General features: G+C 44.9%; 12 protein-coding genes, 1 tRNA gene and 1 other annotated feature. Of the genes, 1 reads left to right on the top strand and 12 read right to left on the bottom strand.

Features of this window, described 5'->3' with window-relative positions; translation table 11 throughout:
* Positions 1 to 19: 19 nt before the first annotated feature.
* The 3 genes from WC715_04790 to WC715_04780 all read right to left on the bottom strand — a co-directional run bounded on the left by WC715_04790 (position 20) and on the right by WC715_04780 (position 2,198).
* Entirely contained in the window at positions 20 to 325 is a 306-nt protein-coding gene (locus tag WC715_04790) for a hypothetical protein (protein ID MFA6171732.1), read from the bottom strand.
* 118 nt (positions 326 to 443) lie between these two features.
* Complete coding sequence (locus WC715_04785; protein MFA6171731.1) at positions 444 to 1,328, bottom strand: hypothetical protein; 885 nt, start codon at positions 1,326 to 1,328, stop codon at positions 444 to 446.
* A gap of 186 nt (positions 1,329 to 1,514) precedes the next feature.
* Positions 1,515 to 2,198 (bottom strand): helix-turn-helix domain-containing protein, encoded by a 684-nt coding sequence (locus tag WC715_04780; protein MFA6171730.1) that lies wholly within the window; start codon positions 2,196 to 2,198, stop codon positions 1,515 to 1,517.
* 122 nt (positions 2,199 to 2,320) lie between these two features.
* Between WC715_04780 and WC715_04775 the strand changes: the two genes are divergently transcribed.
* On the top strand, positions 2,321 to 4,582 hold the full coding sequence (locus WC715_04775; GenBank protein ID MFA6171729.1) for a hypothetical protein: 2,262 nt from the start codon (positions 2,321 to 2,323) through the stop codon (positions 4,580 to 4,582).
* A 226-nt stretch (positions 4,583 to 4,808) separates the two neighbouring features.
* On the opposite strand, the gene rplL is transcribed toward WC715_04775, so the two are convergent.
* The 9 genes from rplL to WC715_04730 all read right to left on the bottom strand — a co-directional run bounded on the left by rplL (position 4,809) and on the right by WC715_04730 (position 14,346).
* The gene (rplL, locus tag WC715_04770) at positions 4,809 to 5,255 is read right to left on the bottom strand and encodes a 50S ribosomal protein L7/L12 (GenBank protein MFA6171728.1); all 447 of its coding nucleotides are present in this window, start codon (positions 5,253 to 5,255) and stop codon (positions 4,809 to 4,811) included.
* Between the two features lie 116 nt (positions 5,256 to 5,371).
* Positions 5,372 to 5,902, bottom strand: coding sequence for a 50S ribosomal protein L10 (rplJ, locus tag WC715_04765; GenBank protein ID MFA6171727.1), 531 nt, complete (start codon positions 5,900 to 5,902; stop codon positions 5,372 to 5,374).
* Positions 5,903 to 5,918: 16 nt separating this feature from the next.
* Positions 5,919 to 6,044, bottom strand: a sequence feature (ribosomal protein L10 leader region).
* A gap of 18 nt (positions 6,045 to 6,062) precedes the next feature.
* Entirely contained in the window at positions 6,063 to 7,367 is a 1,305-nt protein-coding gene (locus WC715_04760; GenBank protein MFA6171726.1) for a glycosyltransferase family 1 protein, read from the bottom strand.
* Positions 7,368 to 7,373: 6 nt separating this feature from the next.
* The gene (locus tag WC715_04755; GenBank protein MFA6171725.1) at positions 7,374 to 8,381 is read right to left on the bottom strand and encodes a rod shape-determining protein; all 1,008 of its coding nucleotides are present in this window, start codon (positions 8,379 to 8,381) and stop codon (positions 7,374 to 7,376) included.
* 28 nt (positions 8,382 to 8,409) lie between these two features.
* Positions 8,410 to 10,533, bottom strand: coding sequence for a DUF4012 domain-containing protein (locus WC715_04750; GenBank protein MFA6171724.1), 2,124 nt, complete (start codon positions 10,531 to 10,533; stop codon positions 8,410 to 8,412).
* A 293-nt stretch (positions 10,534 to 10,826) separates the two neighbouring features.
* Positions 10,827 to 12,083, bottom strand: coding sequence for an ABC transporter permease (locus WC715_04745; protein MFA6171723.1), 1,257 nt, complete (start codon positions 12,081 to 12,083; stop codon positions 10,827 to 10,829).
* Between the two features lie 110 nt (positions 12,084 to 12,193).
* Positions 12,194 to 12,265: transfer RNA gene (locus WC715_04740), tRNA-Arg, on the bottom strand.
* A 35-nt stretch (positions 12,266 to 12,300) separates the two neighbouring features.
* Positions 12,301 to 13,554 (bottom strand): ABC transporter permease, encoded by a 1,254-nt coding sequence (locus WC715_04735; GenBank protein ID MFA6171722.1) that lies wholly within the window; start codon positions 13,552 to 13,554, stop codon positions 12,301 to 12,303.
* 72 nt (positions 13,555 to 13,626) lie between these two features.
* Entirely contained in the window at positions 13,627 to 14,346 is a 720-nt protein-coding gene (locus WC715_04730; GenBank protein ID MFA6171721.1) for an ABC transporter ATP-binding protein, read from the bottom strand.
* Positions 14,347 to 14,351: the final 5 nt, after the last annotated feature.

Raw genomic sequence — 14,351 nt, 5'->3', positions numbered from 1 at the left:
ATGAGTATTGTTAAATAATTTATAATAACGCTTTTAGTTTGTCCGCGGTCTCTTGATTCAAGGCTTTCTCCTCCTTAAAATAGTCGCTCCGGATTTTTTCCAGCTCTTTTCTTAACTCGTCTTCAATCTGGCCGGTTTCATCATTTATCAGGCGGGTTTCCAGTATGCCGGCTAGCCGTTCAAGCTGGGCCAGCGAAAAATCAGCGATAATTTCCATAAATGCGTCCTTAGCTTCATCCGGAATATTCAAAGCCGCTATTAAAAAACCGATTTTCTTCCCTAGCTCTTCGGCGTATTTTACTAAGTCTTTGGAGTCGTTGCCCATAAAGTTGATGTTAGCTTTTATACTGAAATTATACCAAAAATAAGAAGACCTAGCAATTGCCAGCAAAAAAGAGGAACTTTAATTCCTCTTTAATAAGCCTTTCTCGGGAAGTTAGCTGTTAATTCCTTAGATTTTCCATTCTCCCCTGGGTTAGAATATCTTCATACCCTGCCTGGCCTGCTTCAGGGTAAGGAATGTTTTCCGGGCCAGCTTCCTCAAAAAATCCCAAATCGCTTGGTCCTTCTTTTTTAGCCTCAAGTATATTAGCAAGAGGAGTCCAATTATCTTTTGGCTCGCTAAAATTATTAAAATTGTTTTCATATTGTTTTGAAGTCTGAATTTTTTCCCTGTTTTTAGCCCGGCCTGGCCGGCGGGAAGGCCAAAAACCTAGATCGTATCTCTTCTCGGGAAAAAGATAAGTATAAGTAAGCCCGAGGATTAGCCCGAAAACTAATGCCAAGGCCACATTCAAAAAGATATTCGGTTTGACCGGCCAATTGGAAACCGCCGGCTTGTCGATTACTTTAACAACAACATTATCCCCGCCGCCGTGGTAATTCTGATTCTTGGTTATTAGAACGAAATTCACCGCCCGCGAGATCTGCTCGGCTTGATAGCGGTCCGGGTGGTAAACATCTACTTGCATGATTCCCGAATCAGCCAGCGATTTTGCCGCCACTGTCTTTTCCCATTTTTTCAGCTCGTCTTTCCCCGCGCCTTCTTTGGTAAAATATTTAAGATCAATATTAAAGCCGGCGTTTTTCACCTCCTCGTAAAACGAGTCAGACGAAATTACGCTCGCCAAAACTCCGCTTAGATATTCATTCGAGCGGTTGATAGTATAAATGTCCGTTCCGCCGGGGAATTTTTGGTAAACCAAAATTTTTGATTCTGAACCGTATTTCAGAGTTTGGACCAGGCTTAAGCCGATTCTAAAAATCAAAAATAGAGCGATAATGGTTGCCAGGGTCCCTTTTTTATTTTTTAGTAAAATTAGATCCATAAAAATTGGAAATAATTATCTTTTGCGTTATTTAATTTGACTCATCACCTTATCATTTTCGAGTCCAAAAGTCAACACTACAAGAACACTATTTTTTAAAAAAATCAAATATACACAAAAAGCCCAAATTATTGGTAAATTTGAGCTAATATTAGAAGATTTATCTAATAATGATTTTATATTGCGCTACATCTGGCCGGTTTCGTCAATAATAACCATCTTCTTTCCTTCCAGTATATTATAAAGAAAAACGTCGGTAATATCTCTCCGGTACTTAAACTCATTATAGTCCATAACGGTAAAGTTCAGCTCTTTTTCCAGCTCTTTTTCCATTTCGCCGATTAAAAGATTTAATTTTCCCTTGTTGACTTTGCCGACAATCAGAATATCAACCGGAGAATTCCCGTTTCCGGCAAAGACGCCGGTAAAAATCAAAAGTTTAATCAATCCGGCTTTTTTGATTTTTTCCGTAAAATCTTTTTCATAAAGCACTTGGGCGTGGATAATGAGATTCTTTAGTTCATCCAGTAAAACAAAATCCAGATTGATTTGGTAATATTTCCTTATTTGGCTGGGAGCCGTTCTTGCCTGGGTTATGCCGGCCAAAATTTTTATTGGAGCTTTGCCGGATTTTTTCCCATTATCCGGCTCTGTATCCACATCCGGCTTCGATTCGTTCGGATTTACGGTTTCTAATTGCGATTTTAAAAGGCCCAGCTTTTCCAAATTATCCAATTCCCTTTTAGCGGCATTGACCTGCAGGCCAAGGCGCCTGGCTATTTGGCGGACATAAAACTTTTCTTTCGGGTTAAGAAAAAAAAGTTTTAGTATGGAAACTCTTGCTTTGGATCCGAAAAGTTTTGTAAGCATAATATTTCCCTGTTCACAAATTTTATCCGCCCAAGCTCTGCCGGCAAAAATCGTATCGGGCGGCCCTTTTATCTATTTATGTATTTATAGTATAATAAAACCAGTAAACAGTCAAAACTATTATGAATTATAAATTTGCGCAAATAAACCTGGCTTCCCGGGGCAATGCCAAGTCTTTTAGCGATATTTTTCTTGCCGAAGTGGATGTTGATAAGGAATTGCGAATGGGAAAGCTTTTCGTGCTGGTGGAAATAGATTCAAACCGGAACGACGGCTTGAAGCTTATTAATTTTCTATTGGCCGAGATTTCGAAAAATTATTATCAAAACGAAAGATACTTTTTTAAGGAGGCCGGCCTCTTAAAAATCGACCATCTCTTGGAAGCCGCGCTGGCCGATACTAACAAAGCGCTGGTTAAATTTTCTTCGGAGCAGAAAATCCCGGTTATCCGAAAAAATTTCAATCTTACCGTCGGGGTAGTCCATAAGGACTTTTTGTATTTTTCCGTTACCGGGAAAAATAAAGCCTTCCTGGTCGCCAAAGTTTTAGAAAAAGACCAGCTGAAGAACAAGCTCATGAATATCCTGGATGAAAGCAAGGGCTCGGTTCCGGAAACCGAATCAAAAAAATACCTTTTTTCCCATATCATTTCCGGGCCCTTGAGGCGCGGATCCTATGCCTTCTTCACTAACGAAGCCTTGCCCGAATACTTTAGCGAAAAAAAATTATCGGACATTATCGCCACCCTGCCTCCGGCCGGCGCCGCCGAACAAATAAAAAACGACTTATCAAACATCAACACCTACTCTTCCTTTCTTGGGTTAATTATAAAAAATTTAAAAACTGAAAAAACAACCCAGGAAAGCCTCTTGATTAACGGCCCGGCCGAGCCGAGCGCTTCTCTTTCTTATCTCGATAAGACCGAAAAGCAAACCGAAACCTTCTTAAGCCCGTCCGGATTGATCCCGGTTAAAAAATGGGGGCAAAAAATTATTTCAGCCCTTCAATCCCGGTCGAAAAAATTTCTTCCGAAAAACGACCGGTTTATCTTATTGGGAGAAAAAATAATTTCAAAAAGAAGGGCTAATCCGTTTTCTCCGAAAAAAGCCTTCCAGGGGACGAAGACGGCGGCGATGAGGCTAGCCGGGTTTGGCTGGTATCACGCGTCAAAAATCCGCTTTTCGCCGCGCGCCGCTTTGGCTTCGATTGTCCGCGCCGGAAAAAAAACCATCGCGGCAATAATAAGCGGAGTAATTTGGCTAAAAAATTTAAAACCGATAAGCAAAGGATTGCTTGGCGCGGGGATTATTTGTTTAATCCTTTTTTCGCTAAACCTTTTCTGGCTTTCTAATAAGAAAAAAGGCGCCGAAGAGGAAAGGAATTTTACTCAATTGGCCGAAGATGTCGCGCAAAAGCAGAACCAGATTGAAGCTAACCTGCTTTACGGCAACGAAAAAGGCGCCAAGGAGCTATTATTGGAAATAAAAAACCTGCTTGGCCAGATTCCCCAGAAGACAAAAGACCAGCAAAATAAGTATGCCGAACTAAAGGCCAAATTCGACGCCGAAGAAATTAAGTTAAGCCATCTGGTCAATATTGAAAATCCCAAAGAGATTGCCAATTTTTCCTTAGTGGCGGCCGCGCCCCATCCTTCCAATATCATTAAATCGGGCAATAAGATATTTTCGGTCGATTCTCCCAACTCGCTTCTTTTTAAAGTCGACTTGGGAAAAGCCGCCACCTCTCTCCCCCTGCCCGCGGAATACCAAGGGTTGTCTTCTCCGAGCCTGGATAAAGGCGGGAGCGCGCTGTTTAAAACCGGGGGGATAATAGCGGCATTAGATCCGGCCACGGAGAAATGGGAAAGCCGGCCGCTTGACTATCCGGACACTTCCAGCTTAGGAAATTTTTCCATTTATAATAACCGGCTTTACTTTTTAGCTAAAACTAAAAATGAGATTGTCCGCTTTAAGCAAAACGGCGCCGCCTATAGCGAGAGCATGAATTGGCTTACTGACGCGGTTAATTTTAATGACGCGGTGGATATTGATATCGACGGCAATGTTTACGTGCTTTATAAGGACGGCTATATCCAAAAATTTTACTCGGGAAAATCCGTGGTCTTAAAGCTTGACGCCTTAACCCGGCCGATTGAAGAAGCGGATGCCATCCAGGTTACGCCCTCGGACGGCGGGTATATCTACATCCTTGAAGCTAAAAATAGGCGGCTTATAGTCTTTGACAAATCCGGGCAATACGCCATGCAATACCAGTCAGACAAGTTCGATAAGTTAAAAGACTTTTTCGTCGACGAAAAAGCTAAAAAAATTTATTTCTTAAACGGCGCGATTGTATACGAGGTTGATCTGCAAACTATAAAATAATAAAATTGCGCGCATTAAAAAATTGAGGGAAAAACAGGCTGGAATTTTTCTTTACAAAATTTCACTGTTTGACCCCGCATTTGCGGGGGAGTTTGAAATTTTGTTAGAAAAATAACAGACTGTTCCGAAATTTTTTTCGCGGACAATTTTATTATTTTATGGCTTGCAATATGCAAAACACCCCGCTCAAAATAAGCAGGGTGTTTTAAAACTTGCGGTTGTAGCCTTATTTTAAAGTTACTTTGGCGCCGGCTTCTTCCAATTTCTTTTTTATAGCCTCGGCATCCTCTTTCTTTATGCCTTCTTTGATCATTTTCGGGGCTCCGTCAACCAAGTCTTTAGCGTCTTTTAATCCCATCTCGGTGACTTCGCGGACTACTTTAATGACGGCGATTTTATTGGCGCCGGCTTCGGTAATCTCAACGTCAAAGCTGGTCTTTTCTTCAGCGGCCGGGGCTCCGTTTCCGGCGCCCGGCGCGGCCATCATCATAGCCGGAGCGGCGGCGGATACGCCGAATTTCTTTTCTAAAATTTTGACCAATTCGGCCAAGTCGAGCACCGACATTTTTTCGACGGTTTCAACTAAAGTTTTGAATTTTTCCGGCACTTCGACCGGAGTTTCTTCCTTGCCCGCCGCAGTTTCGGAGGCGGGATTTTTGATTTCGTCTGCCATATTGTTTTTTAATTATCAATTATCAATTCGCAATTTTCAATAATTCATTAATTCGTAATTATTAAAAATGCTTTTAAAGCTAATTGTAAATTAATTATATTAAATTGTTAATTATATTAACTGGTCTTTTTTTCCTCAATCGCTTTTAAGGCATAAACCAAATTCCGAATGTTGCCGGCTAAGGCGTTTACGAATCCGGAAACAGGAGAATTAATCGATCCGACAAGCCTGGCATACAATTCCTGTTTGGAAGGCAGATTTGCTAACTGCTTTACCTCCATAGCGCTAATCAGTTTCCCGTCTAAGATGCCGGCCAAAAACTGGAGCTTAGCATCCTTTTCCCGGGCATACTTGTCGGCTTCCCTTACCGGGACGATCTCATCGCCGTAGCCGAAAATCAAACCTACCTGGCCGTCAAGCGCCTTCGCGTCCACTCCCTCAATCTTATTTTCTTTTAAAGCCAGGTTAATAAGAGTTTTCTTAGCTACTAAAAATTCCGCGTCGTTTTTTTTCAAATCATTCCTTAACTTTTCACTGTCTTCCACCGTCATGCCGGTGTATTTGGTGAAAAATAAAGATTTGGATTTTTTTATTTTTTCTATTAGGGTCCTTAAAATTTCCGATTTTTGCTCTCTGGTTTTTGGCATATTTTAAAATTTAGCTTAGATTAAATAAAAAACTGTGGATAACCACAGTGCGAGTACAACAAACATCCTAAAATCCGAATGTTTTTGCCTCGGCAGGACTTACCTCTGCGCCTGCTTTCTGCGGCTGATTATTATTATACTACCACATCTAAAAATTCTGTCAACTGATATTTCGTCTGGCCAAGCCTTCGATAATTTCAAGCGTCTCCCGGGCGCATTTTTCCCAGCTAAAATCCTTGGCCCGCGAAAGCCCCCGGGCAATCAATTTTTTCCTTAATTCCTGGTCAATTATTATTTCATAAAGGCGCTCGGCCATGGCGTAGGGATCTTCACTATTGTAAAACAACGCCGCGTCGCCGACTACTTCAGGAATCGGACCAAAATCAGAAGCGGCAATCGGAATGCCGGTCGCCATAGCCTGCAAAAGCGGAATGCCGAAGCCTTCATAGCGCGACGGAAAAACAAAGGCGTCGGCGCCCTTATATAAAAACGGCAAATCCCTTTCTTCAACCCAGCCCGTCATAATTACCTCCTTTTCCACGTCATACTCGGAAGCCATAAAATTCACTTCATCATAACCGGATCCGGCGTCTCCGGCCAGGACCAATTTATGCTCTACCTCGGGATGCTTATTTTTCATGATCCCGTAGGCTTCAACCAAAGCGGAAATATTTTTCTTTCTTTCCAGGCGGCCGCAATAAAAAAAATACGGCTTCTTTAGGCCGTATTTTTCCAAAGCCGCCGCAACGCGGGTTGCGCTGGCCTCGGCGTTATAAGCTTCATTATTATAGCCATTAGCGATAACTTTAATTTTTTCTCCCCGCGCCTTATAAATCCTCATGATCTCTTTTTTAGTAAATTCGGACGGGCAAAGGATTATTTTCGCGTGCCGTAAAGCATAACCTACCGCCCAGTTTTGGTAGTCTAAAGAATTGGCCCCATATTTTCCTAAAGTAAAAATCCGGACGAAAAGGTCGGTTAGGCTTTGGACCCGGAGGTTTTCCGGTCCTTCCCGCTCAAAATCATAAAAGCGGCGGTCATGCTGAAAGCCGATATCATGGATAGTAACAATCGATCGGCCGGGGTGGAAAAAAGGCAATGTGTGGGCCGGAATAAAAAGGGCGTCCAGCCGGACAATTTTTCTTTTTAGCATCGCAATCGACAGCCGGCCTTGAGTCCATAAAAAATTAAAAGGCCAGGAAAGAACCTTGGCCCGGAAATTATTATAGGGACTCTTTATAGCCTGAAAGCCTCTGCGGTCTAATTTTATTTCGCCGGCCGGATTTTTTGCTAGCTCCGGGCATGTCAAATCCATAAGCCCGCCGGTAAGCGGCCGGTCGGAAAAAAGGATATATTGGTTTTTTTTGTCCAGGCGGGCAAAGTATTTTATCAAGTAGTACGAATACCATTCAGGCCCTCCTCGGTGCTCGCGGTTTGCCCTGGACGCGTCAATGCCAATTAACATTTTATATTATTTAGTAGCCAGGATAGATCTTTTGTATGAATCCAAATTATCTAGCGCGATTCCGGTTCCTTTAGCGACGCATAAAAGCGAATCATCAGCGACGTAAGCCGGAACGCCGGTGGTCCGGGAGACCAGCTGGTCGATATTTCGCAAAAGTGAGCTTCCGCCGGACATAACGATCCCCTTGTCCATAATATCGGCGGCTAATTCCGGCGGCGTGTCGTGCAAGACTCTTTTAGCCGAATTGACGATCGCTTCCAGTTCATTTTGGATGGCCTCGGTAACATCATCCGATTTCACGGTGATAGTGCGCGGCAGTCCGGTTATTAAATCGCGGCCCCGGACTTCCATGGTTAGTTTGTCTTCCAAGTATAGAGCCGATCCGATATTTATTTTTACGTCTTCGGCCGTGCGCTCGCCGATCGCCAAATTATATTTTCTTCTGATAAATTCGATTAAGGCCGCGTCGAATTTATTGCCGCCGACCCGGACTGAAGTTGAGGTGACGATTCCGCCCAAAGATATTACCGCCATTTCCGAAGTTCCGCCGCCGATATCGATTATCATGTGCCCTGAAGCCGAGCCGATCGGGATGTCGGCGCCGATCGCGGCCGCCACCGGCTCTTTAATTATGTAGGCGGCTTTGGCGCCGGCGGCAATAGTGGCGTCGATTACGGCGCGCCGCTCGGTTGATGATATTCCCGCCGGTACGGCTACCATAACTTCGGGCCGAAAAAGTTTTATCCCGCCGGTAGCTTTATTGATAAAATACCTAAGCATCGCCTCGGTAGTCCGATAATCGGCAATCACGCCGTCTTTTAACGGCTTCAGGGCGATAATCGTGTCCGGAGTCCGGCCCAGCATATCCTTGGCTTCATTCCCCACTGCCAAAACTTTCCGGTCCACCATAGATACCGCGACGACCGAAGGCTCGTTTATTACAATCCCGCGCTTCGGCAGGTAAACCAGCGTGTATGTTGTCCCTAAATCAATTCCGACTCTTTTAATAAACATAAATTTTTTCAAATTTCCCTTTCCGGTTTTATAATTTCACCTCAAAAGACTTGTCCGTAGTTAAATCCGTTTTCCAGATGATTTCGCCGCTTGAAATTTTGTCCGCGGAAAATCCGGTCGGGATGTAGGCTTTTATAGTCCGGTCCGGTTTTATATCCACCTGGACTTCTGATACCCGGTTGCCCGGCTGTTTCTGCAGGGTTAATTTATATTCTCCCTGGTCTAATTTCCTGTACAGTCTGTCCGGCAACTGGTATTCGATGGTAAAATTCCCGATTTTTCCCGGCGCGATTTTCAAGAATCCGCCGAAGAACATCTTGTCTTTTTCGGTTTTGGAGCAAGTTTGAACAATATAATCCTCGTCCTGTCCGGCCGTAACTTCGCTTAAAAAGCCTTCGGAACTCACCAGCCTTGAACCCTGCGGAACGTAAACCCTGGTATAAGTCCGGTAATCGGTTGTCCGCCAGTCTCTGGTCCCCTGATGGGAATAATAGGCGGTAACTTTGGCGAACAGGCCGCCGGTTTTTTCTTCCAGCTTATAGATTATATTTTTATTCATTACTGAATCGGTCTTAAACGAGCCCATATTGGAATCAACGACCATTAAATAATCGTTATCGGCCGCTTTCTGCTCGCCGGCAATTCCCTCTTCGACCGCCAGCTCTTCCAAGTCGCAATCATTAAAGTAGACCAAAATATTTTTCTCATCGATATTGTTGGCTATGGCTTTAAAAATTTCTTCCCAGCGGTCCATCGGCAGGTCGAAAATCCTTGTCTTCAGCTCATTGGCGATTTTTCCCACCATCTGTTTGCGGTTCCAGGAAGACTCCCCCATTTCCTTGTAGCCCATTTCCACCCGGTATTCCAAAAGCTCGGAAAAATTGTCTTTGTTGTATTCATGCCCCTCAAGGATAATCGGTCCGGTAATGGCCAATAAATCAGTGATGAATTTCGGAGTGATGGCGATAATTCCGGAAAAATCCGTATTTTCCTTGCTTTGAGCCAGCCCGGACTCCTGCTTAAAAAACCATTCAGACGTCTTCGCGGCCGCGGTAAAATCCGGCTGCCAGTTAGAATCCCTAAAATACCATTTCTTAGCCAGATATTCTTTTACCGGCGCCGGCGGATCGATATTCAATTTATCTTTGACCGGCATATCAAGATGATAGGAGTCGTCGGTGTCGAACCGGACAATATCGCCGTTTTGAGTTTCGATGATTCCGTAGTTGCCGATAAATCCTCCGGTAGGCCGGAGCTCGTCGGAATTCTGGAGCAGAAACAGAAAGCGCCTTTTTTCGGGAAAACCGGCCAGTTCGGGTAAAAATTTCGAAGCCGGAATCGCCCGCTCTAAAATTTCCCGCCCCAGATCCAGGCGCTCTTTTAAGCTTTCAATTTTGCCTTTTATCGGAAACAAAAGAAATGAAAATTTTATTTTTTCCAGGTTCAGGCTGGCTAAATCAAGGTTGGCCTTTAGCCCGACCAGTTCCGGGGAGCTTTGGTAAAGATAGGCAAGCACTTTTCCTTTTTCTTCCGGAGTGAACTTTGAAAAACTGGCGCTTGATTTTTTAACCAAGCTCTCCATGCCTTTAGAAATTGTAACGCCTTCGGTAACAGTGCGGCTTAAGATGCTGGCGGTGGAAAGAAGATATTTAGCGTCCGAAACCGATGAGCCGATAAGCGGCAGGTATTTTATGGCGCTCCCGTCCATTTCATTGGCCATGATGAGCGCGTTCTTGAAATTTATTTCGGCTTGTTTGGAAAAGGATATTGAACTTTCAAAATCGCCCTGCCCAATGAAGGCGACCGATTGCTCGATATTGGCTTTGCCGCGCATGGCTTCAAAATAGATCTTCGCGAACATCCAAAAAGAAATGCCGGCGAGAATTATGAACAAGGCAAAAAAACCGATTAAAAGCGGCGCGGCCAGCCGGACGATTTTAGCCGCCTTAATTCTTTGCTTTTTTTTCTTAACCAGCGGCGCTTCGCTATAGATTTCCCTGGCTTCGGATACGATTTTTTCTTCCTGGTTTTTTACGTACGAAACGAGTTCTTTTGCCTCAATTTTTGCCAGCTCGCCAATATCGGCCGCTTCGTCCTTAACTTTTTCAAAAGCTTTGGAAAAATCTATTTTTTTCTCTTTGCGGTAAAACATAAAATATGGGACAAAATGCCGGTCCCATCAATTTTTACTTAAATAAACCGTTTTAGATTATGTCCGATGACATAGTCTTGTTCGCTCGTCCCGCATGGTGCGGGGCTCACTCAATGCGATTATGTCAAAAAGACATAGTCTTCTTCGCTCGGAAATTGGAGCAAGCTCCATTTCCTCACTCAATGCGATTATAGCACTTAATCCTAACTTTTCAATACCGCCGGTCTTTTTACTCTGTCCCTGTATTACCGCCCACGCATCCATCCTTTGCCTGGCTATCCGGCAACTTTGCCTTATTCGCGGCGCAAAGCTTCAACCGGGTCAAGACGCGCCGCCTTCCTCGCCGGATACAGGCCGAAGGCCAAGCCGAATAATAAAGAAAAACCTATGGCCACGGGATAAGCGCGAAGCGGAACGGCAAATTCCCAGGCCAGTCCAAAGCCTCTGGCCGCGAGCGCGATTAAAAATGATAATAACACCCCGAGAACGATTCCCACAATCGCGCCCGTAAGGGTGATAAGGATTGATTCAAACAAAAACTGGCCCATGATATCCGAAAATTTCGCGCCGATTGATTTGCGCAATCCAATTTCCGGCGTCCGCTCGGAAACCATTACGTACATAATATTCATAACGCCAACGCCGCCGACGACTAATGATATGGCGACAATAGTTAGAAGTAAAAGGGTAATGGCGTTGGTAACAGTCCCCAAAATTTTCATCATCTCGGCCATGGTAGTAACGGCAAAATCATCCCGGTCCGGATCGGTGATGTTATGATTGGTTCTTAAAATCGTTTTTATTTCGGCGGCGGTTTCATCTGCCAGACTTACGTCATTTAGCTCATGGATCATATATAATACATGGTCAATGCCCATAATCTTTTTTTGCAGGGTGCGAAGCGGGATAAAAACAAATTGGTCGAAATTCATTACTCCGCCCATTGAACCCCGTTCTTTTAAGACGCCGATAATCCGGAATTTTTGTTTTCTTACCCTTATCCACTTGTCCAAAGGGTCAGAATCGCCGAACAGCTGATTACTGATTTCCGAACCAAGAACCGCCACCTCGGCCAATGAGCGGTCTTCGGCATCGGTAAAAAAACGGCCGGAGTCGATTTCGCTTTGGTCAATGTCAATGTAGCTCGCGCTTACTCCTTCGACAAAAACTTTTTTAAGTTCATTGCCGTAGCTGGCCTGCTCCTGGCCTAAAACCGCGCCATAGCTTTCTTTTACGTTCGGCAATTTATCAATATCATCCATATCTTTCAATTTCATGGAAGTAACCTGGACGCCTTGAGCCGCCGCCATGCCCTGTTCGGTGTCCGAGGCTCTTCCTTTAGCGGTTTTTTTCGGCACCCGCGGCTCTGATTCAATAATATTGGTTCCAAAGGATTCTACCTGCCCGATAATCAGATGGCGGATTCCCTCGCCGGCCGAGAAGACTATTATGACCGACGCTATGCCGATTACTATGCCTAAAATCGCCAAAGCCGTTCGGCCCTTGTTGGTGCGTAAAGACTTAAAGGCGGTTTTAAGGGATGAAAACATATTGGTGCCCTCGGCAGGAATCGAAGGGGCGGAAGCCCCCTGCAAAACGGCAGGTCCTCGCAACCGCCGAAGAACAAAAATTTCCGGCTCTAAAGAGCCGTGAATTTTTGTGCCCTCGGCAGGAATCGAACCTGCATCACAAGTTCCGGAAACTTGCGTCCTATCCATTGAACGACGAAGGCAAAATGTGAATTTTATTTTTTATTCATGCGCCAAGCTATTCATACCGCAAAGCTTCAATCGGGTCAAGCTTCCCCGCTTTGCTGGCCGGGTAAATTCCAAACACCAAACCGACAAAAGAGGAAACTCCCACGCCTAAGGCGATGGATAAAAACGAAACGCTGTAATCCCATTGGTAGTTCATGGCATGGGCTCCCAAAGCGATTATAAGCGAAACCAGCGCGCCGGCGGCAATGCCGATTATTCCTCCGGTAAGGGTAATAATTATCGATTCAGTTAAAAATTGAATAAGGATATCCGAGCGCCTGGCGCCGACTGCTTTTCTTAGCCCAATCTCGCGCGTCCGCTCGGAAACGCTCACGAGCATTATATTCATAATGCCAATGCCGCCAACCACAAGGGAAATTGCCGCCATGGCCGCCAAAAAATATTTTAGCGCGTCAGTAACCGTCGTTACCATATCAAGCGCCTGGGCGGCGTTTCGAACCGTAAAATCGTCCCCGGCGCCGGATTGGTCGCTTATTCCGTGCCGTTCGCGAAGCGTCTTTTCTATATCCTCGGTCGCTTTAGGAATATTGTCTTCGCTATCTACCTTGCCGCGGATCATGTTGACGTAGTTAATCCCCAGAATCAGCTTTTGGGCCGCGGTAATCGGGACCATAATTTGGTCATCATAGTCCTGGAAGGCTACGCTTCCCTTTTTCTTCATAACGCCGATTACCTGGAAAGTATGTTTTTTAATTTTCAGCTTTTGCCCGATAGCGTCGCTTTGGCCGAAAATATCGTCTTTTACTTTTGAGCCCAGCACTACTACCTTGGCAATGCCCCTTTCTTCGTCCGCCGTAAAAAACCGCCCGGCTTCCACGTCATGCGATTCGGCTTCCGGATAGCTAGCCATAGTCCCGTTTAAATTGGTATCAACTTCATTATTCTCCCATGAAACCGTAACCACTCCTTTAACGGTCGCTTCAACGCTCGTCAAGTCCGGAACATTATTCACTTTCGCGAGCGCCAAAGCGTCTTCGTAAGTAAGAGTGGCGATTACGATTCCCATCACCGAAGCCGGCGGCTCTTTAGAATCGCTTTTACCCGGCTGAATACCGATTAAATCCGTACCGATTCCTTTGATCTGATCTAAAATCAGGCTTTGAGCCCCGGCGCCGACCGCCATGATAATAATTACCGCCGACACGCCGATGATAATCCCGAGCATGGTCAAAAAGCTCCTCATCTTATTTCCTAAAAGCGCCCGGACAGAATTCTTTACGCATTGTTTGCAAAAATTAATCATGGCCGTTTATATTTACTTTTCCGTCTTTATCATCGCCAGACAATCACATCTATCGCGTCCATATCAAAAATTCTACTTGAGCATCACGCCGTCTTTGGCTATGCGGCGGTGCTCCACGAGATAGTCATCGACAATTTCGCCGTCTCTTATCTTTATAATTCTTTTCGCGTGCTCGGAAGTGTAAGTTTCGTGCGTTACCATGACAATCGTATTGCCTTCATTATTCAAATGCTGGAGTATTTCCATAATTTGGGTGCCGGATTTTGAGTCAAGATTTCCGGTTGGCTCGTCGGCAAAAATTATCGACGGCTCATTGACCAAAGCCCGGGCAATGGCGACGCGCTGTTTTTCCCCGCCCGATATTTGGTTAGTGAAGTATGGCAGGCGATGGCCCAGCCCGACGCTTTCCAAAACTTTTTTCGCCCGGCCCTGCATGCCGGCCTTGTTCGCCGAATAAGACAAAGGCAGAACTACATTTTCCAAAACGCTGGTCCGCGGAAGCAGGTTAAAAGCCTGAAAAACAAACCCGATTTTCTCATTACGCATTTTAGCCAATTCATTGTCCGACAGTTCGGTTACGTTCACTCCTTCGAATTCATAAACGCCGGATGACGCCCGGTCAAGGAGCCCCAGGATATGCATAAGCGTCGATTTTCCCGAGCCGGACGGCCCCATAATCGAGACAAATTCGCCTTTCTCGATTTTAAAACTAACCCCACGCAGAACGTGGGTTTCGATGTCTTCGGATTTATAGATTTTATGAAGGTCGTTAATATTAATCAAAGCGGGCATATTGG

Source organism: Patescibacteria group bacterium (genome assembly GCA_041661505.1).
Classification (GTDB): Bacteria; Patescibacteriota; Patescibacteriia; order Patescibacteriales; family JBAZCA01; genus JBAZCA01.
This window is presented reverse-complemented; position numbering and strand designations above follow the sequence as displayed.